This window comes from Variibacter gotjawalensis (assembly GCF_002355335.1).
Taxonomy (GTDB): domain Bacteria; phylum Pseudomonadota; class Alphaproteobacteria; order Rhizobiales; family Xanthobacteraceae; genus Variibacter; species Variibacter gotjawalensis.
Genome location: NZ_AP014946.1, coordinates 4,102,322 through 4,129,173, shown reverse-complemented (window position 1 = coordinate 4,129,173; position 26,852 = coordinate 4,102,322). Strand labels below are relative to the sequence as shown.

Annotated in this window: 27 protein-coding genes; 8 read left to right on the top strand and 19 right to left on the bottom strand. The window is 59.2% G+C overall.

The genetic code is table 11. The features are described from left to right. Positions 1-186 precede the first annotated feature (186 nt). Entirely contained in the window at positions 187-1,293 is a 1,107-nt protein-coding gene (locus tag GJW30_RS20215) for a glycosyltransferase (RefSeq protein WP_096358185.1), read from the top strand. Here the strand turns inward: GJW30_RS20215 and rfbG are convergent. The 3 genes from rfbG to GJW30_RS20200 are packed head-to-tail and all read right to left on the bottom strand — an operon-like array spanning position 1,290 to position 4,043. Further along, positions 1,290-2,402, bottom strand: a complete 1,113-nt coding sequence (rfbG, locus tag GJW30_RS20210; protein WP_096358184.1) for a CDP-glucose 4,6-dehydratase — start codon at positions 2,400-2,402, stop codon at positions 1,290-1,292. The two genes, GJW30_RS20215 and rfbG, sit on opposite strands and share 4 nt — an antisense overlap. Further along, a complete protein-coding gene (locus GJW30_RS20205; protein WP_157746802.1) occupies positions 2,393-3,313 on the bottom strand; it encodes an NAD-dependent epimerase/dehydratase family protein in 921 nt (306 codons plus the stop codon). Before GJW30_RS20205 ends, rfbG begins: the two co-directional genes overlap by 10 nt. Next, positions 3,297-4,043, bottom strand: a complete 747-nt coding sequence (locus GJW30_RS20200; protein ID WP_245408576.1) for a sugar phosphate nucleotidyltransferase — start codon at positions 4,041-4,043, stop codon at positions 3,297-3,299. The genes GJW30_RS20205 and GJW30_RS20200 overlap by 17 nt, the downstream gene beginning before the upstream one ends. 277 nt (positions 4,044-4,320) lie before the next feature. On the opposite strand from GJW30_RS20200, the gene GJW30_RS20195 reads away from it, so the two are divergent. Then, positions 4,321-4,560, top strand: a complete 240-nt coding sequence (locus tag GJW30_RS20195; RefSeq protein ID WP_130364606.1) for a hypothetical protein — start codon at positions 4,321-4,323, stop codon at positions 4,558-4,560. 11 nt (positions 4,561-4,571) lie between these two features. Here the strand turns inward: GJW30_RS20195 and GJW30_RS20190 are convergent, their stop codons facing one another. Next, a complete protein-coding gene (locus GJW30_RS20190; RefSeq protein ID WP_130364604.1) occupies positions 4,572-5,528 on the bottom strand; it encodes a hypothetical protein in 957 nt (318 codons plus the stop codon). Between the two features lie 265 nt (positions 5,529-5,793). On the opposite strand from GJW30_RS20190, the gene GJW30_RS20185 reads away from it, so the two are divergent. Next, positions 5,794-6,951: a radical SAM/SPASM domain-containing protein gene (locus GJW30_RS20185; protein ID WP_165391591.1), complete on the top strand. Its 1,158-nt coding sequence runs from the start codon at positions 5,794-5,796 to the stop codon at positions 6,949-6,951. Here GJW30_RS20185 and GJW30_RS20180 read toward each other — a convergent pair. Beyond that, a complete protein-coding gene (locus tag GJW30_RS20180; RefSeq protein WP_157746801.1) occupies positions 6,920-8,272 on the bottom strand; it encodes a polysaccharide biosynthesis/export family protein in 1,353 nt (450 codons plus the stop codon). The genes GJW30_RS20185 and GJW30_RS20180 overlap by 32 nt on opposite strands. Continuing rightward, positions 8,241-9,797: an oligosaccharide flippase family protein gene (locus GJW30_RS20175; RefSeq protein ID WP_096358178.1), complete on the bottom strand. Its 1,557-nt coding sequence runs from the start codon at positions 9,795-9,797 to the stop codon at positions 8,241-8,243. The genes GJW30_RS20180 and GJW30_RS20175 overlap by 32 nt, the downstream gene beginning before the upstream one ends. 161 nt (positions 9,798-9,958) lie before the next feature. Here GJW30_RS20175 and GJW30_RS20170 point away from each other — a divergent pair, with 161 nt between their 5' ends. Beyond that, positions 9,959-10,744: a glycoside hydrolase family 16 protein gene (locus GJW30_RS20170; protein WP_245408575.1), complete on the top strand. Its 786-nt coding sequence runs from the start codon at positions 9,959-9,961 to the stop codon at positions 10,742-10,744. A 9-nt stretch (positions 10,745-10,753) separates the two neighbouring features. On the opposite strand, the gene GJW30_RS20165 is transcribed toward GJW30_RS20170, so the two are convergent. From GJW30_RS20165 to GJW30_RS20120, 10 genes are all read right to left on the bottom strand, one after another. Continuing rightward, on the bottom strand, positions 10,754-11,587 hold the full coding sequence (locus GJW30_RS20165) for a class I SAM-dependent methyltransferase (protein WP_096358177.1): 834 nt from the start codon (positions 11,585-11,587) through the stop codon (positions 10,754-10,756). Between the two features lie 63 nt (positions 11,588-11,650). Beyond that, on the bottom strand, positions 11,651-12,700 hold the full coding sequence (locus GJW30_RS20160; protein WP_245408574.1) for an acyltransferase family protein: 1,050 nt from the start codon (positions 12,698-12,700) through the stop codon (positions 11,651-11,653). A 73-nt stretch (positions 12,701-12,773) separates the two neighbouring features. Continuing rightward, positions 12,774-14,069 (bottom strand): glycosyltransferase family 4 protein, encoded by a 1,296-nt coding sequence (locus GJW30_RS20155; RefSeq protein ID WP_096358175.1) that lies wholly within the window; start codon positions 14,067-14,069, stop codon positions 12,774-12,776. Continuing rightward, positions 14,066-14,935, bottom strand: coding sequence for a glycosyltransferase family 2 protein (locus tag GJW30_RS20150; RefSeq protein ID WP_096358174.1), 870 nt, complete (start codon positions 14,933-14,935; stop codon positions 14,066-14,068). Before GJW30_RS20150 ends, GJW30_RS20155 begins: the two co-directional genes overlap by 4 nt. A 12-nt stretch (positions 14,936-14,947) precedes the next feature. Further along, positions 14,948-15,622, bottom strand: coding sequence for a methyltransferase domain-containing protein (locus tag GJW30_RS20145; protein ID WP_245408573.1), 675 nt, complete (start codon positions 15,620-15,622; stop codon positions 14,948-14,950). Positions 15,623-15,633: 11 nt separating this feature from the next. After that, a complete protein-coding gene (locus GJW30_RS20140; RefSeq protein WP_165391590.1) occupies positions 15,634-17,397 on the bottom strand; it encodes a Wzz/FepE/Etk N-terminal domain-containing protein in 1,764 nt (587 codons plus the stop codon). A gap of 72 nt (positions 17,398-17,469) precedes the next feature. Then, entirely contained in the window at positions 17,470-18,900 is a 1,431-nt protein-coding gene (locus GJW30_RS20135; protein WP_096358172.1) for a hypothetical protein, read from the bottom strand. Then, entirely contained in the window at positions 18,891-20,162 is a 1,272-nt protein-coding gene (locus GJW30_RS23040) for a polysaccharide pyruvyl transferase family protein (protein ID WP_245408758.1), read from the bottom strand. The genes GJW30_RS20135 and GJW30_RS23040 overlap by 10 nt, the downstream gene beginning before the upstream one ends. A 10-nt stretch (positions 20,163-20,172) precedes the next feature. Further along, positions 20,173-21,330, bottom strand: a complete 1,158-nt coding sequence (locus tag GJW30_RS20125; protein ID WP_096358170.1) for a glycosyltransferase — start codon at positions 21,328-21,330, stop codon at positions 20,173-20,175. 1 nt (position 21,331) lies between these two features. After that, the gene (locus GJW30_RS20120; RefSeq protein WP_096358169.1) at positions 21,332-22,027 is read right to left on the bottom strand and encodes a sugar transferase; all 696 of its coding nucleotides are present in this window, start codon (positions 22,025-22,027) and stop codon (positions 21,332-21,334) included. Between the two features lie 452 nt (positions 22,028-22,479). On the opposite strand from GJW30_RS20120, the gene GJW30_RS20115 reads away from it, so the two are divergent. Further along, positions 22,480-22,920, top strand: a complete 441-nt coding sequence (locus tag GJW30_RS20115) for a transposase (protein WP_096358168.1) — start codon at positions 22,480-22,482, stop codon at positions 22,918-22,920. Further along, the gene (locus tag GJW30_RS20110) at positions 22,921-23,106 is read left to right on the top strand and encodes a hypothetical protein (RefSeq protein WP_096358167.1); all 186 of its coding nucleotides are present in this window, start codon (positions 22,921-22,923) and stop codon (positions 23,104-23,106) included. A 74-nt stretch (positions 23,107-23,180) separates the two neighbouring features. Here GJW30_RS20110 and GJW30_RS20105 read toward each other — a convergent pair whose 3' ends face one another. The 3 genes from GJW30_RS20105 to GJW30_RS20095 form a co-directional block, all read right to left on the bottom strand. After that, positions 23,181-23,627, bottom strand: a complete 447-nt coding sequence (locus tag GJW30_RS20105) for a hypothetical protein (RefSeq protein ID WP_096358166.1) — start codon at positions 23,625-23,627, stop codon at positions 23,181-23,183. 42 nt (positions 23,628-23,669) lie between these two features. Then, positions 23,670-24,338 carry a helix-turn-helix transcriptional regulator gene (locus GJW30_RS20100; protein ID WP_096358165.1) on the bottom strand — a complete coding sequence of 223 codons (669 nt, stop codon included), beginning with the start codon at positions 24,336-24,338 and terminating at the stop codon, positions 23,670-23,672. Between the two features lie 194 nt (positions 24,339-24,532). Beyond that, positions 24,533-25,720: a YcaO-like family protein gene (locus GJW30_RS20095; RefSeq protein ID WP_096358164.1), complete on the bottom strand. Its 1,188-nt coding sequence runs from the start codon at positions 25,718-25,720 to the stop codon at positions 24,533-24,535. Between the two features lie 153 nt (positions 25,721-25,873). On the opposite strand from GJW30_RS20095, the gene GJW30_RS20090 reads away from it, so the two are divergent. Beyond that, positions 25,874-26,161: a hypothetical protein gene (locus GJW30_RS20090; RefSeq protein WP_096358163.1), complete on the top strand. Its 288-nt coding sequence runs from the start codon at positions 25,874-25,876 to the stop codon at positions 26,159-26,161. 50 nt (positions 26,162-26,211) lie between these two features. Next, positions 26,212-26,727 (top strand): hypothetical protein, encoded by a 516-nt coding sequence (locus GJW30_RS20085; RefSeq protein ID WP_096358162.1) that lies wholly within the window; start codon positions 26,212-26,214, stop codon positions 26,725-26,727. Positions 26,728-26,852: the final 125 nt, after the last annotated feature.

Here is a 26,852-nt window from a genome sequence, read left to right as displayed (position 1 = left end):
CCCATTTGGAGTATGCGGGGCTGTTGACGTGGATTGTTGAAGGCAGACAGCTGCCGCTCGTATCCGCACCGATTTTGGCACAAGTGAGCTTGGTCGCGACTACCACAGTAAGCTGGCTTGGAATTTGCCAGAGAATGTCGGCAGTCGATCTCAATCGAAACGTTACGGAACCCAGGCTAACAGCGCATGCGGATTGTCCTGCTGAGTGGTACGCCGTATCTGCCGCAAGTACGCGGTGGTGTCGAAGTCAATACGCACGAACTTGCTGTCGAGTTGATGCAGCGCGGACATGCAGTCACGGTCTTGACCCGGCTGTCATACCGCGACGGCTTCGGTCTCAAGACGCAAATCAAAAGATGGCTTGGTGAGGACATCTCCGACCGCTCGCTTGGTTATGAAGTCATCCGTGTGCGTGACTTGGCGGCAGTGATCACCGATTTGCCCAAACCCGATGTCGTCGTCATTCACAATGGCGATCCGACACGCGTTGCGGCAGCCTTCGCTCAACGCGATGTTCCTGTGTTGGTCTACATGCACGGTCTCGGCTTCGATTCTTGGCCTTGTCAGTCGGGGCCGGTCGGCGTGCTGCCTGTTTCTGGCTTTCTCTCGATCTCCGAATTTGTCGCCGATCGTTTCCGTGCAAAGCATGGCATCGTCACACGCGCGATTCCGCCCGTGCATCGCGCGGAACGCTATCGAACCGAACGCAACGGACGTTACGTCACGTTGATCAATCCGGTTCCGGTGAAAGGCGTCGATCTCGCGCTGAATGTTGCCGAGCGACTGCCTGACATTGCGTTCTGCTTCGTCAAAGGATGGCCGCTTGGACTGCGCGAGGGACGCCTGCTTAAAGCGCGCATTGCGAAGCTTCCGAACGTGACGTTTCGCGAGAACAGCGACATGAAAGATGTTTATCGCGACACCCAAATTCTTCTCGTGCCGAGCCAGTGGGAAGCGGAAACATGGGGGCGTGTCGTTACCGAGGCTCACTTCAGTGGCATCCCCGTGGTCGCGAGTGATCGGGGAGGTTTGCGTGAATCCGTTGGTCCCGGTGGTGTTGTTTTGCCGGCAAACGATCACCCGGACCGTTGGGCCTCGGCGATCCGTTCGATTTGGGATGATCCGGAACGGTATCGGCAGCTATCGACTGCGGCTCTGAAGTATTCGCGGCGACCGGGGATTTCGATTGAGCATCAGGTCACGACATTCGAAGAGATACTGCGTGCAGTGGTGTGCGGCCAGCCGGTGTCCCATCCAGCGAGCGATGTCGCCGTGATGAGAAAAGTGGTTTAGGCTGCTGCGATTGCGTGTGCAGCGCTGCGCTGTTCTGCGTCAAGCGAGTAGTCCGCAATCTGCTGCAGGCAAATGTCCGTCATGGCGGAGCCGGCGGCCCATTCGCGGTACCAGCGCGCCGTTTCGCTGACGGCGCGTTCCGCATTCCATGTCGGATGCCATCCGAGCGTTTCGTGAGCGAGGCTCGAGTCGACCGCGAGCATCGCAGCCTCGACGCGTGAGCGGTCTTCTTCTACGACAATTTTCGTGTTGGACGATCCCCAAACAGAGAGGAATTGTTCGGTCAGTTTCATCACTGGCAGCGGAGTATCGGATGGGCCGAAGTTCACGCTGCGTGGTGCGGAAAGGCCCGCGAGGATGCGCTGGCCGAGCAAGAGATATCCACCAAGCGGCTCGAGAACGTGCTGCCATGGCCGTGTCGAATGCGGGTAGCGCAGGACGATGTCGCGTTGTTCGAGGATGGCGTTTACGGTATCGGGGATGAGCCGGTAAGGCGCCCAATCGCCGCCGCCGATGACATTACCGGCTCGGGCGGTGATGACGGACGGAATGTTCCGCGATTGCGCCCCGGCGTGGAAATTCGCGTGCGTGTAGATTTCCGAAATGATTTCTGCCGCTGCCTTGCTGGAGCCGTACGGCTCGTGACCACCCAGTGTATCGTCCTCGCGGTAAGCAGTTGGTAGCGGCCGATCGCGATACACCTTGTCGCTCGTGACGATCACGACGCCGCGGACGCCTGGAACTGAACGCGCTGCCTCGAGTATTGCGGCAACACCCATGACGTTAACGCCGATCGTGTTAAATGGGTCGGTCAAGGCGGTCCGCACGATGGGCTGGGCCGCGAGGTGAAAGATGATCTCCGGGCGGGTCTGATCGACGATGGATCGCGTTGTCGAAAGGTCGCGAATGTCGGACCTGCGATCATCCTTCAGATCAATATCTATCGTCTTGAAAAGACTAGGCTCGGTTGGAATTGCGTTGCTCAGGCCGACTACGTTGGCGCCGAGAGACGCGAGCCACAACGACAGCCACGATCCCTTGAAGCCGGTATGCCCGGTTACGAGAACCTTGCGGCCGCGGTAGATCTCAAGAGCGGAACTCAGGCGCATAATGCAACTCCCTCATTGAATAGTGAGCGCAGTCCATCGCGCAATTCGATGCGCGGCGCCCATCCGACTTGCTTCGAAATCCGCTCGATTGAGATCGGCCTTGCTGCCGAAGCTGTTTCCGTCTCGACGTTTATCTTGAGGTCTGGCCGTCCACTCACGTCGCGTGCGATCTCGGCAATCTGGCGATTGGAGTAGGGCCGCAAACCGGCGACATTGAACGTCTCGCAATGTATTCCAGCTTTTCCAGCGTGCTCGGCTAACGCGCATAGTGCTTCGACGGCGTCTTCGACATGTAGGTAGCTTCGCTGCGCACCGCCTTCGCGCAGGAACGCGTTCTGGCCCGCCGAAAATTGCGCGACGAGATGAGGAATTAGCCGTGCGGTATTGCGATCGCCTGGCCCATAAATGTTGCCCAACCGCGCAACAGCAGTGGGCAGTTCGAAGCTCCGCAAGATGATCTCTGCGCTCGCTTTCGATGCTGCGTAAACGCCATGTGGGCGCACTGCTTCGTCTTCACTCATGGGGCCGTGCCCGAGCGGGTCGTAGACAACGACTGAGGATGCTTGAACGATGACGGATTTCTGAGGAAGGGTCTGCGCGGCTGCGAGCAAACGCCAAACGAAAGCGACGTTCGCTTCGAATGTGGCCGTTGGGTTGGTTCTTGCCTCGGCAACCTGCGAGAACCCGGCAAGGTTGAAGATAACGTGCGGCGCGAACGCGGCGAGCCGTTCACTCAACGCATCTTCACCGTCGATCCAGGTTGTTGCCGGATCTATGACTGATGCGCTTGTAGGACGGCGTCGGAGCAGCTTTGCAACAATCCAGCCTTGATCTGTTAATCGTTCGCAGAGCCGCGTGCCGACAAAGCCGGCCGCGCCGGTGACGAGTGCGCGCTCAGGCCGCGTTTTCACTGATGCGGTCCTCGCAGGACGATGTCCACGGTGCGATGCCGGCCGCATACGCTTCGTTGAGTGCTTGGTAATCCTTGAACGTATCCATGCAGCGCCAGAAGCCGTCGTGACGACGAACCTTCAATTTTCCTTCGCGCGCGAGCTTCTCGAGCGGATCGCGTTCGAGGATGCAATTGGAGTCTACCGACAGATAATCGAGGAACTCTTTTTGGAACACAAAGAAGCCGCCGTTGATGAGCGACTGCGTTGCGGGTTTCTCGGCAAAGCCGACGACTCTTTCTCCTTCGATCTTGAGTTCGCCGAACTGCGAGTTGACGCCAACGCCAGTCACCGTTCCGATTTCGCCGTGTGCGAGGTGACTGGCAAGCAGATCCCCGAGATGGATGTCGGCGAGCCCGTCGCCGTACGTCACCATGAAGGTCGGCGTGTCGATGTATTGCGCGCAGCGGGCAATGCGGCCGCCCGTCTGCGTCTTCGCTCCCGTTTCAGCGAAAATCACTTCCCAATCTGATTTCGTGTCGGGGCCGAGAAACGATCGCTGTCCGGTGCTGAGCACGAGCTTCATGTCGCGAGAGCGCATTTCCCGATTGAGGAAATACTCCTTGATCATCACGCCCTGATAGCCAAGGCACAATATGAAGCGGCGAAAGCCATAGCTCTCGTACAATTTCATGATGTGCAGCAAAATCGGCTCCGAGCCGATCTCAAGCAATGGCTTGGGTCGCGACACGGTTTCTTCGCGAAGCCTGGTGCCTTCACCGCCGCATAGAATAATGACCGGTACGTCAGCTGGGCGCATGGGTTCGACTCCAATGAGTTTGCTTTGAAGTGCGGTGCACGTGCCCGCCGGAGGGATTGGGCCAGGCTGCGGTGCCGCATGACGATGAACCAGACGCGCAGAGGTCCGATGCTAACGATTTGTTAGCCATACGCGTTGCAATAGTATCAAGATGCGGCCGCTCCGTTGTTCGATCGATTTCGCCGCGAGAGGGGCCGGAGGTTCGCGCATGGTGGTGCCCGGTTTGATATTCGCAGGAATAGGCTTTGTCTGCGGGATGCGCTTGCGGGTGGTTGGCCTGCTGATCGTCGTCGTCTGCGCGTTGCTCGGCTACACAATTGTCCTTGCTCAATCGGGCGTGGCGTTTGGCGACGTCATGAAGCAGCTCGTCGTCTGTTTCATCGCCTCTCAAGTTGGCTATGCACTTATCGTCGCCATTCGCGCGGCGCTTCTCTCGCAGCGAAAATAGCACAACAGCGTTCACGGCCGCGCTCCTTCGGCAGGCAGCATGCCGATAACGTGGCTGCTCAGATACGACTCTCGCGTTTCGGCGCGGACAAAGTCCTCGACAATTGCGGACAGCTTACCGGATCGCACGCTCCACCATGGGCGATGAGGTCTGACGATTGTGCCACCCCATCCCGTGAGGCTGCGTTTGGCTGCGCGCAATATCGCGCTGCGTGACTTTGCGGCGTATTGGTAGAGCAGCGCACTTTCAATTTCACCGGCTGCCGGCGCGTCGTTTTCTAGAAGAGCAACGGCATACTCCGCTACGAACGGTGGCATAAAGCAGGAGCGCCCGCGATCGATCCAGCCAAGCCATGCGGCAAACGAAAGAGTTTGATGCCGGAGCGCAAATCGCGGGTAGATGTAAGCTGCGTTCAAACCCGAGTGCAGAGACACGAGCAGCGCATGTGTGAAGCTCTGCGCCGCAAATTTCTGATCTTCGGAGCTTTCTGTTGTCCGATGTTCGGCGCAGGCAATACTCATTGACCGCAAGACGACAAGCTCGAATTCATACGCGACATCCGGATCCACGATCGTCGAAGGATGAGCGAGTGCGTCACCCTCGAACCATTCTTGACACAATCCTCGGCCGCGATTCACGGCGTTCGGCGGGTCCATCGTGCGGCCGAACGCTCCCACGGCCAAAGCTTCGGCAAGCGCATCGCGACGCCTTTTCGATGTCGCATCAGAATGCAAAAGCTGAAAGCGTTCGCTCACGTAAAACACGCGCGCACTCACGGCATCGCGCATATATTGCGCCGGGCCTAAAGGTGAAGTGGGGTTTCTTTCTGCTTTCGCGAGGCTCGCTGCGTAGAGTAGGAGCTCGTCTTCATCGACGGTTTCCCAACTCACCGGGTAGAGAAAATCGCTCGGCGATAACTCCTCCCATCCCGCGCCCCAGACGCGGTCTGCGCGACCGCGCCGCCGCATCGTTCGATCGCTCGTGTGGCCTCGACCAAAAAACATTCGTATCGGCCGCCTGAAGTAATTTCGTTAACCACAGGCTAGCGCGAGAAAGCCGGAAGCCATTGGCTAAATGGATGGCAAGCTCGAACAAAGAAACCGCGGGCGGGTTCGTGAAGTATCGTGCACGACGTCAACAAAGCCCTTCTACAAACCAGCTCGGTTATTTTACTGTCACAATGTATCGCGGCATCGCGTTTGCAACTTAGCTCACGTCAATGTGAGGCGCCTGATGAGAATTATCGATGCGGACGACGGCTGGTTAGCTGGAGCAAGTCCGCGCTTTCACGAACTGGTTCAGTTCGTGCGTAAGTTCACGCTGTTTTTGCACGGTGTTTCAATCTCGCGAAGCTTGAACGCGGGGCGCTCGCTCCTCGCCTTCATATTCAGGCGCCCGCACTGGGTGCGCTTCCCAATCCACATCAAAGTCGACGTTTCGCCGATGTGCCAGATGAGTTGCCCGGTTTGTATCCATGGCCAGGGCACGCCATTTGCACACAAGCCGCGGCTTCTCAAGAAACCTTTGTTCGAAAAGCTCGTCGACGAAGTGTGGAGGCACACTGCTGTCCTCTCGCTTTATAATCTGGGCGAGCCTCTACTCAACCCAGCTTTGCCCGAGATGATCGCATACGCCGCGAAGCATGGGCTCAGCACCTACGTAACGACCAATCTGAGTGTCAGGCTTTCCGAACGCTCGATTGAGGCGCTCGTGTCGTCCGGCTTGAAATCGCTGCTGGTGGCCGTCGACGGGATCTCCAAAGAAACATTTGGCCGCCAGCGGATCGGCGGCAAGTTCGACCTCATCTTCGAGAATGCCCGCGCGCTGGTCGAAGAACGACGCAAGCAGGGAAGCGCCTTCCCGCGTTTGCAGCTCCAATTCCTGGTGTTCGATTTCAATCGTCACGAAAAGCCGCTGGTGGCCCAGTTCGCCCGCGACCTCGGTTTTGACGAAGTCCACTTCGTGCGCGGCGCGACAACCCCATGGATCGCTGGTGCGCAACCTATTGCTGGACCGCCGAAAGGTCCGTCGCCGCTTCCGCGCTGCAGCTGGCCGTATTTTTCTGCCGTCGTGCTGAGCAACGGCCAAATTGCCGGATGTTGCAAGTACCGTATGTCCGACATTTACGACGGTGGGACGATTACAGCATTGGGTGACGTCAGCACCGCGACGTTCGGCGAAATTTATCGCGGTACGGCTTATCGTATGGCGCGTGCGATGTCGTCCAATCCCCGTTCTGCCGGCGTGCAACAGGGGCATTTCTGCAATGGCTGTGCGAGTCTGTACTCAGAGAAAGTCACAGACGCAGGCGTGCAGGCCGCAGTATTGACCGCAGCTTCAGCGGCCGGTCTATCGCCGCTTACTGAGGCCTCGACACAGGTTCAGGATTGATCGTAGCCGTATTGAACGGCGCGCCGTCAGTGGCGGCGCGTTCGCCCGGGGCGGCTGGTGCTACGCCGCCCATTTCGACACGGATCACATCGCCTGGCTCGACGACGCTTGTTTCCGTGACTGCCGTTTGAACAACCTTACCGCCGGTGCGACGCGTAACGGAAAATGCTGGCGTTTGCAGGCTCGCGGACGAGCGTTCAAGCGCCAAACGCGGGGCGACTACGCTCGCCTCGGTAACGAGGGACGCGTTGGTGGCGAGTTTCGCGGTCAGCAATTCGATCGACGCGCGCGTTTCGCGCAAATCAGACGCCGTCTTGGCCTTCCGATCCTTGACGAGATCGGCAGCATCGCGCTCGAGTTTGCGCAGTTCTTGGCGCGCGCGGGTAGTGGCCGATTCGATATCAAGCAGTTTTCCTTCGAGTTCGGAAACAATCCTCTCGAGCGTAAACTCGCGTGACGAGACAGTCAGGCCTTTTTCCATCAGCGACGAGACGTTTTTCAGTTCGCGCTTGGAAAGAGCGATCTGCCGTTCTTGCGTTGTCTTCTTTGTCTCCAACTGCGCGATTTCTTTGCTGTAAAGATCGCGCAATTCGGCGATCGCGGTCAGGGACGAACGAAGCGCTTCGTAGCGCGCCGCCATGATGCCGCTCTCTTCGCGCAGCAGCCCCGCTGCTTGGTCGTCCTTGGCGAGCTCTTCCGGCACCGCGATTGCTGTGGCGTCCGCAAGTTCTGCTTCGAAGCGCGCGCGCCGCGCGATCGTGCGCCTCAGCTCGAGTCGAGCGGCCTCGTAGTTGCCACCGGCAGCGATGCGGTCGCGCTCGAGCCGCAGCAGGCCGCCTTCGTTCGGCCGATAGAATCCGCCAGCGACGCCGATTGCTTGGAGGACTGTGAGGCCGGGGCGATAAGCGTATTCACCGGGCTTCTCGACGCTGCCGAGCAAATAGATCGGCCGATACTGGACAACCTCAACAGAAGCGTCCGGCCGGTTGATAAGGCCAGCCCGCTTCTGAAGTTCAATGGCAATTGTTTGCGCGAGCTGTTCCGTCGTATTCCCTTCCGCCGCGATCTCGCCAACGAGCGGAAGTGAGAGACGACCAGCAGCGTTGACCGCGTAGTCGGCACCGAGAGCAGTCCACTCTTGATACTCGCTCTTGCCGGCGCGCCACTCGATCACCTTGATGCGCACGCGATCCTGTGGCCCCAGCACATATCCGTCGGCGAGGGCCGGGGCGATCGTGCTGAAGAGGAGAAGTGCCGCGATTGATGTAGCAGTACGCAAGAGTGTCTCCTCACGCAGGTGATGGTGGGCTGGCTTTGCCATGAAAATCAGATCCGTCATCGTTAGACGAACTGACTACAAATTGGACGACGCGATGACAGAGCGGACGCAGCTGTGACGGCAGAAGCGCGATGCCGTTTGCCATCAGCGCTGCGTCGGACGACGACACTACGCCGAGCAGCCGCAGAGTTAACGGATAACTCGCTATAGCGAGGGGAATCGCGGCGACGAGAACGAGGATCGTACCAGTCGCCAAAAGGCATCCGGCGATCACAAGCGACGATAAGAGTGCCGCAACGAAGGTTCGAACGAGCGCGAGTATTGGAAATGCAAATCCCAACGCGCGATGAATGAAGACTGCGCCGATAGCGACGAGTGCGAGTTGTACGGCGGCTCGTGATAGAGCGGCACCGACGAGACCGTATCGGGGGATCAGCAAGATGCCGCAAAGCATCGAAACCGCAGCGCCCACGAGCGAGCTGCCGAAAATGAAATCGTTGCGCTCGGCGGCTTGGACCAAGTTGGTTGCGATGATCGACGGAACCGTAATCGCGGCTGCCGCGACGATGATCATCGCGGCCGGCACGGCCCCGGTAAATGCTTTGCCATAAATGGCTGGCAACAAAATCGGAATGGCAGCGACCATACTGAGGCAGAGCGGGAACGCGATGAGCGCAATCGCGCGTGTGCCAGCGGAGTAGGCCGCACCGACGCCCGCCTGGTCTTTCCGGCCATGCTTCTCTGCCATGAAGGCGAGGACGCCGTTTGCCATGAGTGTTGGGCCTTGCGCCGCAAGCGCCGAGAGGGCCAGCGCAATAGCGAAAAGACCGACGGAGTCGAGACCCCAATAGCGTTCGAGGAAGAATACTTCAACGCGTGACCAAACCAATGCGCCCGCGATATTGCTGCCCCAAGCAAACAAAGCGTATCGCCGCATGCGCTTGCGCATATCCGGCGGGACCGTTCCCCACTTCGCCGTGAGAAAAAGCGCGAAGATAGCAGGTAGCACCATGGCGACCGCGTAGCTGCCGACCGCGCCGACTGCTCCAAATGCGTAGCTTCCGCCTGCCACTGCTAGGAACTGGAGCGCGAAAGACGCTATGGCAAATTGCGCCGCGCGTTCCGTGAAAACAATTCCGCGGAAGTACGCGTATGCGAACGCACCCAGAGTCTGCGCGACGACAACGGCGCCGCCTGCAATCGCGAGAGGCGCCGCGACGGAGAGGCGATTGATGTCGGCAAGTATTAGAAGAAGAATGATCGCCGCGGCCACAAATAGGCAGCATGCAGCGACCAGCCGTCGCGCGAGATAGCCCGTGATTGCGTGGACCTGCTCGCCATCATCGGCTCCTCGCAAAGCGGGAATGTAGCGCCCCACAGTCGCAGCGAAACCGAGATCGATAATGGGCGCAACAAGCAACGCAAGCCAAACGACGTAAGCGACGTGTCCGGTTTGCGTCACGCCAAGTAAGCGCGCAATTACGACGCCGCTTGCGAAACTGCCGAGTGCGATCGCCGCGCCGGCGAGTGCGCCGAAAACAGATCCTTTGAGGAAGCGTGCGAGCATTCGTGATCCCGGGTTCGGCTCGTAACATACTTCGCTTCGCGGTTTTCTCCGCGCTTAGAAACGGTGCATGCTTGCGCAAATCGAATGCAATTGTAATCGATCGTCCTGTGCTAAATTAAACTGGGGCATCTGGGTTTATTAAGTAGCACGCGAGAATGATCATGAAGAAGATGCTCTTAGGATGCGCCTTCGTTGTCGCGACGACTGTTTCGATGAGGGCCGATGCAGCGCTCGACTTGGCCAAATACGAGATTGCGTTCGACGAACAGTTCGATTCTCTTAGTGTTTCGCCATGGGGGCCGGGTACGCGATGGATCGCTCATACGCCATGGAATGGCGATTTTGGGGACGCAAAATTCGTCAATCCGCGCGAGGGTTTTCCCTTCACGACGAAAGATGGAATTCTGCGCATAGAAGCGCGGCGCAACGAAAGCGGAAAATGGGAGAGTGGCCTTCTAGCGTCCGTCGATCGGGCCGGAAATGGGTTTTCGCAAAAGTACGGATACTTTGAAGTAAGGGCAAAATTTCCAGCCGGAAAAGGTTTATGGCCGGCATTTTGGTTGATCGGTATTGACCGCTCGACGCATACTTCGGAGATCGATGTTGTCGAGCACTACGGACACGCGCCCGAACGGTACACCGCGTCCGTTCACGTATGGGATCGCAAAGAGCCAAAGAAGTCGTCGACTGTTCATAAGCGCGTATCGGTCAAAGCCGGTTCGCTCTACGAAGACTTCCACACATACGGTGTACTCATCGATGAGCAATGGACGCGCTTCTTCTTCGATCGTCAGGAAGTGTGGAGAAATCCCACCCCCGAGCAGCATCGGCAACCGATGTACGTTCTCGTAAATCTCGGTCTTGGCGCCGGTTGGCCGCTCGACGAAGCGCCGCATTCGGCTGAAATGCTTGTAGACTACGTCCGTGTGTGGCGCGCGAAGCCTTAGTGTCCCGGCCTACTGGCGGGCCGTCATGAACAGCCAGCTTTGCGTGCCGACGCGCCGCTCGTTCATCATCTCGACGGCCAATCCCGGGGCGTAGGCTGCGAGAGAGGGGAGCATGTCGCGCGGAAAATCTGTAAGCGTCCGTTGGCGCGCCACTATACGCTCGATACTGTGCGTCGCGGCAAATCGGCGTTCCAGTTCTTCGGTGCAGCCCGGAACAAAAACATCGTGCGTCTCGACAAGAATGTCGCTGGTTGCGAGCTGCTGCGTTTTGGCCGGATCGAGGAGTTCCATTTCTCCACCCTCGATATCCATAACGACGAGCGGCACACCGGCTGAACTATCCAGCTCGACGGAAAGGTCTTCTTGGCGGCAAAGCCCACGAAGCGCGATGCGCGACCACACACCGTTCAGCATTGCGGTTCGCTCGATGCCGGCATGATGTTCGGGGATTGCCTCGAAAGCGACGACTCGTGTGTTCGGCATGCGGCGGAGTAGCCCAACCGCGTAGTAGCCATCTGCCGCGCCGACATTGATTATCCGTGTATAGGGGCGCCGGGCAATCGTCTCGACTACGTCTTTCAGCTCTGCCTCTTGCGAGCCAAGTAAATATCCAAGCAGATTGCGCCGCGAGAGCGCAGATAGATTGAGCATCATGCCTTTGAATGGTCCGCTCAATACGCGGTCTTTTGCTCGCGCGTGGACAACCGCGGTTGCGATTTCCCAGCGTGGCATTGAGATCCAGCGCACAGCGGTCCGCAGGCTGGGCGGAAGACGGCGGAAGCGCCGGTAAAGGCCCATCGCGCGGGGCGAATTCTCGATTGTCATCCACGTCGAATAGCGCATGGCTCTCTCCGAGTTAGCGCGCCGGTTGGCGCGTTTTCGACTATGCAATGTGCGGACCGTTCATCATGACACTGACAAGGCTGGATTGCCGGCGCCCACATTCGTCTGCGATTGAGCTTTCGTGGTACGGCTCGATGGGCGCAGCGCACGCGATAATGGCGCATCGACCAGACGGTACACGGCAATGCCGACGCCAAGCGCCGCCGCCATCGCGCAGAATGAGAAGAGCCAAGGCATTTCGGTAATTCCGAACGCCTTCCATGCACGACCAACCGCCGCAATAGCGAAGAAGTGGAAGAGATAGAGCGCGTATGAGGCTCCACCGAGCCCGACGAGAGCTCGTCCGAAAAGAGAGGGCTTTCCGATATCCGTGACGGCGGCAAAGGCGACGCTTGCAAAGGCGAGGCTCACGCCAACAAGCGGCAAGAAGTTAGGCGATATCTGGTTGGCGAACCACATTGTCGCCGCGACGATATCGAGCGCGATGAGCGCCATAAGAACAGCGAATACGAACGAACTGCTATGGGTGCGGCTGTTGCTATCATCATGCCTGACGACCACGCCCAGCAGCATGCCCAGCGCAAAAGTCAGCAGCAGAGGCGCGGTGAGGAAGGCGACCGCCGTCGTCGGTTGGCCTAACGCGAACCACGGTTTAGCAAAGCCGCCGAATGCAATGAGCATGCAGATAACACCTAGCACCGCTGCGATGGCCCGTTTGCGCGGCAGGAATAGCGACAGCGCAAACATCACGTAAAAGAACATCTCGTAGTTCAGCGTCCAACCGACGCCAAGAATCGGCCGCATCACGGGCGTCGCACTCTGCGGAACGAAGAATAGAGAGTGGATAAGCTTCTCGATTTGCAGGCCTTTGCCGTGCTGAGAGTTCAAACCAAGCTCGACGAATGTCGCGATCCAGTACAACGGAACGACGCGTACGAGTCTGTTGATGAGAAAATGCTTCACGGCGGGCAGGCCGACGACGTCATAGTTGGTCGTCTGCACCATGATGTAGCCGCTCACAATGAAGAATATGTAGACGGCAAAATCCCCTACATGCTGCACGACCGCGAGCAGCGTCGGGCCGAATTCGATCGTCTTACTCTGCCAGTACACGATGTGCGCGATGACGACGATGACGGCCGAGAAGCCGCGAAGGAACTGGATCGGATACTGAATACGCATGAGCTCACCCTGACGCGTTCTGGTTGGCGGCTTCGATGTAGATGGCGTGAAGGCGGTTCGCCCATTCGTTCGGCGAAAGGGCGAAGCGGTGGGCTTCGGCGAATCCGGTTCGGCTCATCGACGCGATATCGGCGTCATCGGCGGCAAGGCGTCTGAGGAGCGCGGCGAGTTCATCGACCGCATTGGCGTCGCACGCAACGGCCATTCCGGCTGCCACCAACTCTTCCGCGATCATCGATTGAGGAGTGACGATTGTTGGGATGCCGCTCATCAAGGCTTCAAGTGCCACGAGGCCGAAGGGCTCGCGATAGCGGCTCGGCATCACCAGCGCGCGAGCACTGCCTGCAATCTCAACGATCTCCTGCCGTGACTTCCAGCCGACGAGTTTCGCCTCCGGATAGATCTTCGCGATTACATCGTGCTGCGGACCGGTTCCGACAATAGTGACCGGGACGCCAGCGCGACGTGCAGCTTCCGCAAAAAGATCGGCACCTTTGTCTTGCTCGAGGCGGCCGACAAAAATGAAATCACGATTTTGCTCGGCGCGTACGCGGTTCGCGCGCCATGGCGTGACCGGATTGCGCAGAGTGCGAAGCTTGTCCGGGGGTAGTCCGCCGAAGGCCAGGAGCGGGAGCATTTTCTCGTGTACGGCAAGGACCGTCGAGCCGTGATTGGCGAAGCGGAATAGTTTGTCGCGCACAGTCTGCCTAGCGAGCCGCCACAGCTTGTGAGCGTAGTTCCGTCGATCGCAAGACTTCGCCGCGCAGGCGAGCGTCATTGGCTGAAGATTGCAGACGGACTGCGCTTGAAAGTCGTAGTAACCGCCGTTCGGACAGACGAGGAAAAAATCGTGCGCGCTGACGACCAGGCGAGGAGCGACTCGGCGAAGCGGGGCGAAAATCGAGGGGGATAGAATCTTCGACCAGCCGTGAAGATGGTAGACCGTTCGCGGCGTGTCGTTCTTCGCAATCCACTCCGCAAGAGCACTCGCCGACGTTCGGTTATAGAGGCCGCTGCTTGCGCCATGCAGTAGCCCGGCCTCGCGAATGTGCTTTGCGCCAACGGCTTCCACATCGACGTCCTGAAGCTTTTCGTCAGCGTTCAGGCCATCGTCTCCGGTGAAATACGTAACGGGAATTCCCCGCTCGCTGAGCAGGCGAACCGAAGTCATCGCGACATTCGTGGCGCCGCCGCGCACCACGGACACATCGTTGATGACGACAAGACGGTCGATCGTCGTTCCGGCTCGGAGGGCTCCGAGCGTCGCGAGCGATCGAAGGTTGGCGTCGGACATCGTCATAGTGCTGCTGCCCTCATCGGTTCCAAACGCCCCGTGACGAGGTCAGCGAGTGCGCGGAGATTGCCGACAAAGCGCCCCTGTCGATCGACATAGGGTTCAGGCCGAACGAGTTTTCCGGCGTTGGCGAGCACGTTGCGCGAGAGCAGATAGAGGGCCTTCTGCCACGAGCACGTGCCCTTGCGGACAAGGTACAAAGGGTTCGCAATTTGCGAATAGCCGAGCCGGCGGCCGGACTGCCGGCCCGACTTCACGCCGAGATGGACGCCGCGCGCTGTCGAGACTTTGATAATGCTGCCGAAGCGCGCAATCTGGCGGCTGAAATCGACGTCTTCGAGCCAGCCATAGAGAGGAAGGCTATCGTCGAACTTCAGGCTATGCGCGAATACGGGGCCGAGCCGCACCGCCATATTGCACCCATAACCATTGTAGACGGGAACAAGCGGAGGAACCTCGATTTCAACAGGCGCGTCGGCCAAAACCGACATCGCGTCAGCGAAGCTAAGCCCCGGACCGTTGATGCCGTCGGCAATGACGCGACCGGTTGCCATGACGATCGTGGGGCTCTTTTCGAAGGTATCAGCGATTTCTCGTAGGTAGTTTGGGCAGGGAATGAAGTCGTCGTCGAGGAAGACCACGATATCGCTTGGATCAAGTGCTGCGATAATGGCGTTGCGCTGCCGCGTCAGGCCGCGTTCGCTGATAACAACTTCCACCCCCTCGTGCCGCGTCGCATCGCCGACGTCGGCGAGAGATGGCGCACAAACAATCGTGCGCATCGGCTTCAAGGTTTGATCGGCGAAAATATCCAACGTCTGCGCCAGGATTTCCGGGCGTCCAGCCGTGGCGATTCCCACTGCGATCCGCACAGCGGTTGCTCCTCAGTTCGTTCTGGAAGGTTCGGTCAGCGGCCGCTGCGCGAACGCCCACACCATTACGGGAAAATCGGGTTCGTTGCGCAGCGAGCCGAAGAAGCCGCGCTTTGCCCAACGCTTGAAATTGGCCTTCACGCATGCGCGATTGCCCCACGCGTCCGTCTTGATGTGATCGGCCGGGAAGCCGGCTTCCTGCAAAAGATGCGAGAGGCCGCGTTCTGTCCAGCGGCTGCAGTCGATCGGCGATGCGTGATATCGGAGCAGGAATGGCGTCGCGATGACAAACGTGCCGCCTGGCCGCAGCATTTCGTACACGTTTTTCGCGGCGCGCAGCGGCCATTCGAGATGTTCGAATATTTGATCGGCGATGATCACGTCATACTGGCTGGGAAGCTGTTCGTGGCAAACGTCGAATGCCGGGTAGCTCGTTCCGGTGAACGAGCGGAAAGGCACGGCGCGTTTCCAGTGCGGGCCAGCGGAGATTTCGAGCGCATCAAGAGCCTCCGGCTTCATCTTGCGCAGATGCTCGAAGCAACGTTGATACATGACGACCCGGACCCAATCCGTGGTGTCGTACCCGACGACTTCGAGCACGCGCTTGAGCGTACTTTTCAAGCGAGGGCGGCTGCGGATCAGATCGATGGTGGCGGCACGAGTAATCGAGACATCGCTCATTGTCATGGTTTCACTCCCTACATGCGCCAACGGACACGGCGATTTTCGTCGACTTTGTTGAGGACGACACCCAACACATCAGAGCGTGCCTCATGAAGCTCACCTACTGCAGAAGTCAGCTTATCGATCGTCGTCGAAGCAAAGTCCGCGACGACCACAACGCCGTCGAGGTAACTGCCGATTGTCCGTGCATCCGATGACGTCGATAGCGATGGAAGGTCTACGATGACGACTTCGAACTCTTCGCGCATGCGCTGGAAGCTGGAATCCTTTGCGCCGAAGCGATCGGCCGGCGAATCGCCGTCGCGCTGATCGCCGCGCGGAAGCAGGCGGAATGGCAGAGTGGTCTCGCGCTCCAGCACTTGCGTCCACGCATCCGTCGAGCGCATCGCCTGCATCAGACCGACTTGATCGCCGTTGCTGAGCTCACGGCTTAGGCGCGATGTGTTGTTGCATGCATCGATCAGCAGCGTCTTCTTGCCGGAATTCGCGTAGAGATACGCGAGCCCAGCAGCAACCGTGGTGGCGCCACTTCCGCTGCGGGGCGATACGACGCCGATGCAAAGCGAAGATTGGCGCAGTGTCAGCGCGTTTATCGACGCTTTGACCTCCCGCAGCTGCCGAGAAAGTGCGAAGTTCATATCGCCCATTGACGACAGGGAGAGACCTGTCGGCGCCGGAGGCAGAGCAAACCAAGGTGCCTTGGCAAGCCACGGAACCGAGGCGAGCCACGGGGGAGACGGAATGCGGACGCGATTGCGCGAGATCGCGCCGCCGATGTCGGACGTAACCCCGAGACAAGGAACGCCGATCTGCTCGGGGATCTGTTTTGGAGCGCCGACGCTCCGCTTCATAGTCGAGCGCACGAGCGCGATACCGGTGCCACTTGCAACACCGAGGAACAGTGAGAATGCGAGAATGAGGATGCTGCGGGGGTGTGTCTTTCGTAGCGGGATTTCCGCCTGCGACACGATTTTTGCGTCGGGTTCCGGATACGAAACGCGTTGCGATGTCTCTGCGTATTGCTGCAGGAAGCCGTCGTACATGCGCCGATAGCTTTGCGACACGCTTTCGAGTTCGGCGAGCTTTGCGCGAATGTCTGCTGCCGGACCAGTATCGCCAAGCAGCTTGAAGCGCTCGACCGCACGTTGTGCGTCGAATGTCTGCTTCTGGAGTAAGTCCAGACGTTCGGAAAGCCACTCGGTGCGCCGCCGGGCCAGCTCAGAACGGTCGTTGACGATATCGCGGACGTAGGCGTCGGCAATTTCGTTAGCAACTTCGGCGGCCAGTTCTGGCGAGCGCGAGAGGAAGGCGACCTCCATGACAAGTGATTGGCCGATACGCCTCACGGCCATCCGCTCGATAAATCGAGCCTGAACCCTGCGCGATTGTTTTTTGCGTTCGCGCGCAAGCTCTTCGGCTGTTGGCTCGCCCGAGAAGATTTTGGCGATGCTCTGGAACAGCAGAGAAATCGACGTCGGCGACGTCGAGAATTCGTCGTTCGATTCGAGCTGCAGTTTAGCGATGACGACTTGCGCGACGCGGTGCGACTTGATGATCTCCATCTGATTTTCGACGCGTGCCTGATCTGTCATCAAGTCGGTACGCACGGCCTCGTTGGGCGTGTTGAAGCCGCGGCTTGTCTCGATCAGAACACTGGCGTCGGCTGAGTAGATCGGCGTCGCCATCAAGAGATAGAAGATAGCTAAGAGCGTGCAGACCGTGATCGACGCGGCAATGATAGAAATGTTGGAGCGAACGAAAGCTAGAATTTCACGCAACGATATCGATTGAGCATCCTGCAACGCATGTACGCGGTTGATGCGGAGTGCACTTGGGTCTGGTGGATACATCTAAGCTGCCGCGGGTTCTGAGTTCGGTGAGGAAGGATAGGCAAATCGCGGACCAATACGATGATGCGCGATTGCTCGGCTGTGAGCAGAGGCGGCGAGCCCGGCGAAGACCGCGAATATAAGGCCCAGATCGGTGCCGCCCGCCGAGATGCATGCGGCAATTGCCAAGACGAGCGATGCGTGAGTTGCCGCCAGCGCGGTTTTCTGTTCCTCGGAGCGCGCGACACCTTTGTACACGACAATCGAGTAGATCATCGCGGCGAACAGCAGCGTGCCGATGATTCCGACGTTCGATAGATTCGCTAGGATAGCGCTCGATGCTCGAACACTACCGACGCCTGTGCCCCAGCCGGAAGTCGCGATGAATGCACGATACGCATGCTCGTTCCAACGCATGCGCTCGATACCGGATTGCGTCGCGAGCTTATTGACGATGGTTGCGTCATAGAGATCGATAACCGCGGACCACAGAGCTGGAGCGAGAATGATCAGTGCGATCAGCCCGATAGGCCCGACGATCATGAAGAATAGGAATATCGAATCCTGCCGCGTCAAACGTCCGGCGACGAGATTTGCGATACGTCCGTAGAGGATGACGGCCGTGAAGAGCGCGATCGATACGTATGCCATCGACGATGTCGAGGCGAGCAGCGAGATGCCGAGCAGCGCAGCAAGTGTACCGTTTAGCGCCGGCCGGACACCATTCAGCCAAAGGCTGAGAGTAAACGCATAGAAGCCGAGAGCGGCGTAACTGTAGGCGCCGGCTTCTGAGAACGATCCGACGATGCGTTTCAGTCCACCGATTTGCCCCGCCTCAAGCATTCGATAGTTGGCATTGCGGATGAAGCCGAGCAGCCACGCTTGGCCAGCGTAGAAGGTGATTATGTCGGCGACTGCGAAGAACAATGTGGCACATGCGGCCGCGAGGAGGGCAGCTCGGATGACCCGAATCCCTCCTGCAAGCGCGATTGCCTGGATCGACAAGAATGTCAGCAGGGTGACGACGAGATAGCCGGACTGCGTGATATTGCTCGAGCGCGGCGAGAGCGGCAATGAAACGATGCCGATGTCTTCACCGACGCGCGCGAGCGAGTAGACGTTGACCATTCCGGCGAAGATGCGCGGAAGGAAAATTGCAGTCGCGATGCCGTAAATCGTGAACGCGAGCATCCAGAAGCCGGGGAGTGGCGGCCTAGCGCTCTCCAACGCAATTGCCCGCAGTTTTGGGTTCAGCGTGACGACGGCAATCAATGAGAGCGCGATGAGAAGGCTTGGTAGAATGCTGGCACCGCCCGCTGCCGGCAGCTTGATCGCAGCGGCTGCGCCTAACGGTAGCGCAAGGCAAAGGGCCCAAACTGCGAACCGGACGCGGTAGACAAAAATCGCAGCGCAGGCTGCGATGGTGGCAAAGCCGATGGGCTCTAGATCCATGCCATCGGCCTCGCGGCGAGATCGTCGAGTGTCTTCTCTGCTCGTACAGCGCGGGCGCGCACCGCGTCGGCCATCCCACGCGCAAGTGCGTCCATTCCGCGTTCTGCTTGAGCAATATGCTGCCCATGCAACGAAACATCGATGCCATCGTGAAGCGTATTGCGCATCGCCATAACGATGGCGTGGCTCGTGCTCGGAAGCAGTGCAAAAGTGTAGTCAATTCGCCCTAGGTCGGCGAAGAAGCCGGTCAACTTACTATCCCAGACAAGGCCGATATTCGGAATGCGATACGCGTAGGCTAGAATGCATGCGTGTAGCCGATGTGCGATGATTCCATCGCAGGCCGCGACGATCTGAGCGAGTTCTTCCGGTGTCTTCGGGCGCGGCACGCCGCAGACTCGCAGACCCGACGCATCGAGATGGCGCGTGCGCGCAACTAATTCTCCGAGCAGAAGGTCGTCTTCGTGAGCTCCGTTCGTGAAGCACGCAACGTCGTAATTGCTGCGGAGTAAATCGCTGATGAGTTGTTCGTATCCGGCAACAAGATCATCGCCCGACCCAACCGAGCCGTGATGATGTAGGACAGCGGGATGCGTGATGCATAGTCCGATCCTGGCACGGACGCGGGGGGCGTGTGGCGCGCGCGGCCAAGTGTTGGCAGCAAGAAGGGCGGGATCTGGTGCCAGCACCACGTCGCCGGCGCCGCGTGCTCTGAGATTATCGACCGACTGAGAATCGCGAGCGCTCGTGAAGGCATGGGATTTACTGAGGAAACGTGCGACGAGTTTTTGGGCTCGCGCGGACGTCACGCGAGCGACGCCTACAGCGTAAATACTGCAGGGAATCTGAAAACGCCGTGCTTCGCGGCTGGCGATGGCGAGCTTGACCGGAAAGTTCAGGTCCTGATCTTGGATCAGTTGGCCGCCGCCGAACACCACGCAATCGGCGCCGCATAATTCCTTCCGCCACAGCGGGACGCAGCGGATGCTTACAAGACAACGCAGGGCGAGCTCGGTGGCGATTTCGCGCAATCGCCCAGGCAAACGATTGAGCGTGCGCAAGAGCAAGACACGCCGGCCGCCGGCGTCAGTGGTCGGCCTTTCCGTTCGCCCCGCGAGGTCGAGCGTTTTGATCTCGGCATGCGGAAAGCGTTTCGCGAGTTCCGACTCGATGCAGGCTGCGATGACGCCATCGCCGAGATTTGGGCTGTATTTTACGTTGAACGCGACGATCTTTCGGACCGCCCGCAACTCGCCGCGCATGCTGGTCGGGTCAAGCATAAGCGGCCCGCTTCCTGTCTTCAGCGAGACCGATACGGCCTTGCCGCACCCGGGCCGGCGAATGTTCGACAAATGCGCGGTTGATCGCAGCCGACATTTCCTGCTTGAACCTGCCGACGCTAAAGGCTGCTGCATGATTTGCAATTCGTGCGGCGTCGAAGCTTGTGGCATTGGCGCGTTCGATCGCGTCGAGGAGCGCCTCGACCGACTGTTCATGAAACAAAATGCCGGTTTGCCCGTCGATAACGGTTTCGAGCGCGCCGCCTTGTCCAAATGCGATTACGGGGCGTCCACCCGCCATGGCTTCGACCGGAACGATCCCGAAATCTTCCTCGCCCGGGAATATCAACCCTTTGCAGCGGGCATAGTGGTCTTTGAGAACCGCAAAAGGCTGCGGCCCGAGGATCTTGACGTTTGGCCGCGCGTCGCGGCGCAGCTTCTCCAGCATTTCACCGCCACCGATGACGACAAGCGGCGCGCCGGTTGCGTTGAAGGAGTGGACGGCGAGGTCCGGGCGCTTATAGGCGACGAGTTCGCCGACCATCAGATAGAAGTCGCCAGGCGCAACAGAGTCGCTTCGCGCGAACCCGGCGATATCGACGGGCGGATAGACGACCTCCGCATCGCGCCGATAATACTTCTGCACGCGGGATGCGACGTTATGTGAGTTGGCGACAAATGTATCGACGCGCGCTGAGGCGTTTTGATCCCAGTTTCTCAGGTAGTGCGCCGCAAGCGGGATGCTCATGCGGGTCGCGCTGCCTGCCGTCTGCCGATAGTCGTGGTACATATTCCAGACGTATCGCATCGGCGAGTGGCAATAGCAGACATGCAGCGCCCCCGGCGCCGGGATGACGCCCTTCGCGGGTCCAGACTCGCTGCTGATCACGAGATCGTAATCGCGCAGGTCGAGATGCTCGAGCGCGATCGGCATAAGTGGCAGGTACTTTTTGTACCAAATGTGCGCTCGCGGGAGCTTCGCGATGAAAGACGTCTTGATGCGGTGTCTTGCGATTCGCTCTGATATGGCCTCGGGCACAACGACGTGTGTGAAGATGTCGGCTTGCGGATACATTTCGCACAAGGCTTCGAGAACCTTTTCACCGCCCCGCATGCCGACCAGCCAGTAATGAATGATCGCGACGCGCATTTCAGTAGGCTCCGCGGCTGAAGATGACGGCCGGGATAGTGCGCAGGATGATCACCACGTCTTTGCGCATCGACCACGTTTCGACGTAGGCACGATCGAGCGCGACCCGTGTTTCATACTGCGTGTCGGATCGGCCGCTGACCTGCCACGCGCCCGTGAGGCCGGGGCGTGTCTCGGCGTAAAATTGAGCATTTACGCCGTATTTCCGCAGCTCATCTTGAACCACAGGACGCGGGCCGACAATGCTCATGTCGCCGCGCAAGATGTTCCAAAGCTGCGGCAATTCGTCGAGGCTGGTCAGCCGAAGTATGTTGCCGAGAGGCGTGACGCGCGGGTCATGCGTCAGCTTTCGTGATACTTCCCACTCACGCTGGGCCTCGGGATTGTTCGCGAGATAATTGGCCAAAACTGCTTGGCTATCGACCACCATCGTCCGGAATTTGATGCAGCCGAACGGACGATACTGATAGCCGACGCGTTGATGGCTGAAGAAGATCGGACCACGATCCGACATGCGAACGAGCAAAGCCACCATCAGGATCATTGGCGAGAGAAGTATCAGCGCGCTGCCGGCAAAGACGATGTCGAAAGCACGTTTTAAGCCGCCTCCGATGGGGCGGACTCTTTGCGCGCTGCCAACACGTCGTGGGATTACCAGTGTGGCGTCAGGCGCCTGATCAGGAAGAGGAACGCTCATAGGCAAAGCTTTCCCGTTCCGCGAAAATCGCGGTTGATTCCGTTCTTGTTTTCGTCATCGGGTGCGTCGAAGTCGTTTTGACAGCGGAACGATTTCGCGAGCTGCAGTTTCGGATGCGTACATCCTTATTGCTGCGGCGCGAGAATGCTTGCCGAAAAGTTAACAAGCCGCAACGAGATGTTTCGAACCCATTTTGCTTCAAAGTTTATCAAAGTGGCGGCAGGCTGCGCAGTGGTTTGAAAATGTCAGAATCGTGAAGCGTAATTAGAAAGCAGTTATGTGCGTGCGGACGTCACAATGATTTAGCGGCAGGCGGTGAATGCACATCGCGGCGTCGTTCGCTCACAAAATAAACGATTCAGACACTTGGCACGGTCTTCGCAATGCACAAATAGCCGAAACTTTGACGTTTACGTGATCCGAAAAACGAGAAGAACGGAACACAGCAGCGCATGAGCATCGAGCTGTTTAATAGCTTTCAAGATGAGGCCGCAGCTTATCATCTTGTCGAGTTATATCTTTGGCCGACAGGTCCGACGTGTCCGTGGTGTCACGCTGAATCGCGCATCGGCGCGCTGCGTGGAGCGCAGACACGACTCGGCCTTAGGAAGTGCTACCACTGCCGCAAACTGTTCACGGTCCGCTCCGGCACGATGTTCGATTCCAGTCATGTGCCGATGCATAAGTGGCTGCAGGCTATCTACCTCACAGCGTGCGGCACGGAGCACATCAGCGTGCGCCAACTCAGCGACGTCATGAACGTGACGCACAAGACCGCGCATTTCATGCTCGTTCGGATCCGGAGCGCTGCGAGGCGCAGCGGGCTCGTCGGCGACAACACCGATCCGCCTGTGAAAACGCTTGGCATCGAAGAGCTGCAGGAGCGTGTTTGAATGTCTGGGGACGGCGACCGTAAACACGCAAAATTCTGGCAAGCCGCCAAACAACGCGGGCTCGACGATCTAACCGTCATATTCGAGGACAAGTTCGGTCAGTTTGCCTCCGCGCATGTCAGTGCGGAAAAGCCTGCGATCGAGCGGCTTCACGCCGAAGAGGACGGAGAGGCGCAGGGCAACTGACGCCTGTCCCGCCCTGGAGCTTTAAGCGTTGGCAGTGGCAGAGAATTCCTTAAGTGCGTGTGCCGTCGGCAGTACTAGGGTTTTAGCTCAAGCTTGCGGAGCGCACGGTAATCGCTCTCAGCCAGTGAGATGAAACCAGCGTGGCAGTTACGTCGCGCTCGGCGGATGCGGAAAATCGCGTCGGCGGTTTGCCGCAAGTCCGCGTCCGACTTGCCTCGCACGAGCGCGACCAGGCGCTCGACCGCATCGTCGTCGTTGCGCGTGCACTCGGCGGGGAGTTCCGCGCCTTGATCCGGCATCGCACCGATGTGCTGATACAGAAGTCCGGCGGATAATCCGAGAGGCGCGATCAGAAGCAGCGCCGCCATCCAACGCGAGATGCTGCGCCGCTGGTTCGCCGTTTCTGCGGACCCGGTTCCAGACGCGCCGTCGCCCGCGATGCTTGCTCCAATCATCGCAGCGATCGCTCCGTCGCTGCCGACGTGTGCCTGGTCGCGAATATTCTGCTTGAAGGTGATCATGGGGTTTCTCCGTTGAGATATGCGTGAGCGATTACGACGGCGCTAGCTGTTGCGGCGGCTGCAACGCAATGCCGGCGTCGATGTGAGGATGAGCCGCATCAAATCGACCTGCCGGGACGCGCCGGTCTTGTCGAAGATGCGATGGAGATGCGTGCGCGCAGTCGATGTCGCGATGCCAAGCCGGCGCGCGCAGTCGCGTAGCCGCTCGCCTTTAGCGAATTCAGCGGCGAGGCCGGATTCTGCCGGCGTCAGTCCGAAGCTGCGTAGGCTGTGCGGCGACTCCTGCGAATGCTCAGGATCGATCAGGAACAGTATCGCGCAGGTTTCGACGACATCAGCGTAACCGTCAGTCTGCAGACGAGCGACGGTGCACAGCAACGGCGGCTCGCCGATCTGGCACGTCTGCAGGCTGCTGTTGCCGGAGACGACGCAGTCGACGATCAGACGGCGCAAATCGGATGCGGGATCGCGGCGATGACGGGTCGGATTGTGCGAAAGGTCGACGCGTCCCTGATCGAGGAATTCCTGCGCAGTCTTGTTGGCGAAGACGGGACGCATGCCGCAATCGATCAGCACGATCCCGTAGCTGAGCATATCGAGCGTCCGCGTCATCAAGCGGCCGAGGTTGAACGGCTCGTGCGTGCCGATGTTGTCGGCTGGCGGTGTGTGCTTGACGAGTTTTCGGTCCGGCAGAAACTGAGAGAGCTGCATTGACGTTCCCCACGTTTGTGAGCCCTTACGCTGAACGTGAGCGCTTGGAGGCTCGTGAACATGGAGGCAGCATGGGCCGGCCCCATCATCTGCCTGTCAGCCCAGCGAAATTCCGGACAATTGACGCGACTGACGGTGGAATGACGCCAGCTTCTGGCAATCACATGGGTTTGATCGTGAGATCGGGCCCGGCGTCAGTGCAGCGGAATGGCTGGCGGCCATGTTCCGCCGGCCTGCAACGCGGCCGCAAGGCGCGGCGTGAGGAATCCGCTGGGCAGCGGCTGCAGACGAGGCGCGATGGTTTTTACGGTCGGTACGCCGATATCCGGGCGCGTGAGGTCGACGATTGTTGCTTCGATATGCTGTGCGTCGAGTGCCGTAATGATATGAGCCAGTTCGTCTAAGCCCGGGACGGCCGAGCGCATGTTGCACTGGGCCACGCCGTTCAGGCGCGCTTCCGAAGCGACATTGATGCGACCACGCGCGAGATGGCGTTCGTCGTCGTCGGTGAGGGGGCCACGTCGATCGGCTTTCAGCCGGGCTAGCTGCAGACCTAGCTCCATTTGGCAGAGCTCAACGAGCGCAGCCGTGCCCGCGGCTTCGAATGTGCAGCGCGCCGCTATACCGACTGCCAGGTTTCGCTGCTCGGCGTCGCAGGCGAGGGCGGCAACGACTGGGATTGCGATGTCGGATGAGATATCGAGCAGCCACGTCTTGCGGCCCGATGCACTGCCTCGCAAGTCTCGGATGATGCCTTCGATGCGATCACTAGTTGGAACAGCTGCGGGCTTGCGCGCGCCGCTCCACCACAGAGCAGCAGCGTCGCGTTCGATCAACTCCAACAGGCCGCGTATCGTCGCAGCTTGCTTGCTCGGACCCGCCGCGCAGCCGGTGCTGAGCGCTGTTCGAGGCGCGCGCAACGGCCCGTCCTCCGCTCTCCGTAAGCACCAATCCGCCGGCACTTTGTTCGTTTGACCGTGGAGGTCGACGCCTGCGATCCAGTCGGCATCATGAGACGCCACTTCGGGCGCGATCAGCTCAATGAGCCCGCGCGTGCTGTCCAAGACTCGCGCATCCGACCCTCGATGTAGCACATCGCCCGGCCGCTCGATTTGCGACACGCGTTCGGCGGCCTCGCCGAGGCACGATGCGGTCGCGCGCTCGATCGATAGACCGCCGCCGCCGACGCTGAAGTTTTGGTTGCCGTATGTAGCTTGCGCCCCGACGAAACATAGGCCGGGAGCCCAATCGGAACGCAGCAGAAATGTTCGTGTCAGAAGTTTCTGCGCTTGTGCGAGAGCAGGGTCGGCTCTGACAACGGCTGCTGCGAGCTGCGCACCTTCGCCCTCGGTCAAATCGATGTCGAGAGAGGCGATGGCCATTACATGGCCATCCTGGCGCTGCCGGCCGTCATCGAAGTGATGCAACAAAAATGCGCAAAGACTGCTGCGTTTGATTGACGCATCCGCGGAGGCGCGGCGCGAGAGTGTGCCGGCACAAACGAAAGGTGCCGTACTTCAGCAGATGAGGCAGCCATGCCGACACATATCGATCAACCAGAACGTTCGCCGACATTCGGCATCTGGGCCAGCGTTATCGCGACAACATTTATCACGCTCCTCACGATCATGGTCTTCGTGTTGACTTCTGTCGAGGCAAACCACCCGTCCCAGACGCCGACCAGCGTCATGCCTGCGGCACAGCTCAGGATCATCCCATCCCCCGTCTTACCGCGTGACCAAGTTTACGTGCCGCTGACGTCCGATGCGAATGGGTTCTATGAGCCCGCGCCGCGCGACATCGTGTTGGCGCGGCCGCGCTGACAGCTTCCCAGATCCATCACTCGAAATTCGTCAGATTCAGGAGCACTCTCATGGGCTTCAACGTTCCACTTTCGGTTCTCGATCAATCTCAAGAGAAAGCCGCTGGTCATAACGGCTACCACGAACTCTCGCACGTCGATGCCGAGACGCTGCTCGACCACTATCTGGCGCTCAATCCAGACCAGCGACGCGCTCGTTTCGGCGCCATGAAGAGCGCCGCCTCACTGTCGGATTTTGTAAGTCAGCGCGATTGGAACGGAAGTTGGGCGCTCGGCTATAGCCGTAACGGCTTGCTTCACGGTGTTGTCGAACTCTATCCGGTTTATCCAGGCGATTGGCGTCGCGCCGAAATCACGCTGACGTCCTTGGCGATGCGGGGCGGCGATCGGCTGCGTAACGAGTTGCTGCAGCTGGCTTTGTTTGAGGCCGGTGCGCGCGGCACGGAAGAGCTGATCGTGCACGTCGTGGTGCCCGAGCCGTGGGTTAGAAGCCTGTGTGCCGGGCGTGCCACATCGCGAAACGAAGACCAGATATCGGTCTTGATAGCCGACTGTCCTGTCGACTGACGCGCAATTGCGGGCGGGTGAGTCTCGTCGCCGGCCGACGAGGCTGAATTTCAGAAAATTGTCGCAGAAGAACGGTCGCATGCTGTGCGACCGTTCTTCGTTTTGCGCATCTGACATCGTGATGA